Origin of the sequence: Mesorhizobium sp. M7D.F.Ca.US.004.03.1.1, assembly GCF_003998635.1 — a bacterium.
Lineage (GTDB): Bacteria > Pseudomonadota > Alphaproteobacteria > Rhizobiales > Rhizobiaceae > Mesorhizobium > Mesorhizobium loti.
This window is the reverse complement of record NZ_RZQG01001190.1, coordinates 1-1,539: the sequence shown is the minus strand read 5'-3', so window position 1 is coordinate 1,539 and position 1,539 is coordinate 1. Positions and strand designations below refer to the sequence as shown.

Genomic DNA, 1,539 nt, shown 5'->3' with positions numbered 1-1,539 from the left:
GCGCTGGACGCCATCGGTGAGGGACTCGTTGCGGCCGTCGAGCACTTGCGTGAACAGCTCGTTGAGCAGCCAGGCGATTTCGGGCGGCAGTTCATGTGCGGCCATCGCGGCGGTGAATTCGTCATGCGGGATCCTGACAAAACGGATGTCGCGGCCGGCGGCCTTGCCGATCTCGGCGACCGCATCGGCGAAGCTCAGCAGCCGTGGTCCGGCCAGCTCATAGAGCTGGCCGACATGGCCTGGCTCCGTCAGCGCGACGAAGGCGGCTTCGGCGATGTCGTCGACATCGACGAACGGCTCGCCGACATTGCTGACCGGCAAGGCTACTTCGCCTTCCAGCAAGGGCTCGACGAGAAAACCTTCGCTGAAATTCTGTGAGAACCAGGCGCAGCGCAGGATCGTCCAGTCAGCGCCCGAGGCTTTCAGCATCTCCTCGGCGCGCTGGGCTTCCGCCTCGCCGCGGCCGGAGAGCAACAGCAGGCGGGTGACGCCATTGGCCACCGCAAGCCTGGCGAAGGCGCCGACGGTTTCGGCGGCGCCCGGCACGGCGATGTCGGGGTAGTAGCTGATGTAGACGGCACTCACGCCTTGCAAGGCCGGCCCCCAGGTCGCGGGGATTTCCCAGTCGAAGCGCGGGTTGCCGGAGCGCGAGCCGATCCGTACCGGCAGGCCGTGCGCCGTCAGCCGCTCGGCGAGACGGCGGCCGGTCTTGCCGGTGCCGCCAAGGATCAGGATGGGGCTGGTTATTGTGTCATTCATGGTGGTTTCCTCCGTTTTGCAAACATGAGTAATCCTCATATTTGCAAAACGTGATAAACCCTCGTATTTTGCGAGTCAAGCGATTTGCCGGCATTGGAGTCAGTCATGGAAGACACGGCCACGCCGGTTTCCCCTCAGGAGCAGATTGCTTCGCCGCGCCGGGCGCCCAGCCAGCAGCGCAGCCGCGAGCGGGTCGAGCGCATGCTGGCCGCTGCCTCGGCGCTAATCGCCGAGCAAGGCAGCGATGCCATGCGCATGGGTGAAGTGGCCGAACGGGCAGGGGTGTCGATCGGTTCGCTCTACCAGTTCTTTCCAGACAAGCGGGCGATCGTCTGGGCACTGGCCGAGCGCTACACCGCCGAGAGCCAGACCTGCATCTCGGCGGCACTTGCCGGCGTCGGCGACGCCGAAGGCTTGAGCCAGGCATTTTCGGAACTGGTCGACATCTATTACCGGTTGTTCCTGGCGGAGCCGGTGATGCGGGATATCTGGTCGGGCACGCAGGCCGACAAGGCGCTGCGCCAGCTCGAACTCGCCGACAGCCGGGCCAACGCCGAATTCCTCACCGCAGTGCTGAAACGGCTGCGGCCGGCAGCCGATCCAGTGGCGCTGGAAACCACGGCGTTCCTCGTCTGGCAAATGGGCGAAGCCGCCATGCGGCTGGCGATTTCCGTTGAGCGGCAGGAGGGCGACAGGCTGGTCGCCGCCTACAAGCACATGGCGCTCAGGGAATTGCTGGACGGATAGAATGCTCCCCACCCTCCCCCTCGTGGGGAGGGT

Annotated in this window: 2 protein-coding genes; one reads left to right on the top strand and one right to left on the bottom strand. The window is 65.3% G+C overall.

Annotation, left to right across the window (positions count from 1 at the left end; genetic code table 11):
• On the bottom strand, positions 1–759 hold a 759-nt coding region (locus tag EN935_RS35410; protein ID WP_127374200.1), incomplete at its 3' end, for an NAD(P)H-binding protein.
• 105 nt (positions 760–864) lie between these two features.
• Here EN935_RS35410 and EN935_RS35405 point away from each other — a divergent pair.
• Positions 865–1,506: a TetR/AcrR family transcriptional regulator gene (locus tag EN935_RS35405; RefSeq protein WP_127265118.1), complete on the top strand. Its 642-nt coding sequence runs from the start codon at positions 865–867 to the stop codon at positions 1,504–1,506.
• The last annotated feature ends 33 nt before the right edge of the window (positions 1,507–1,539 follow it).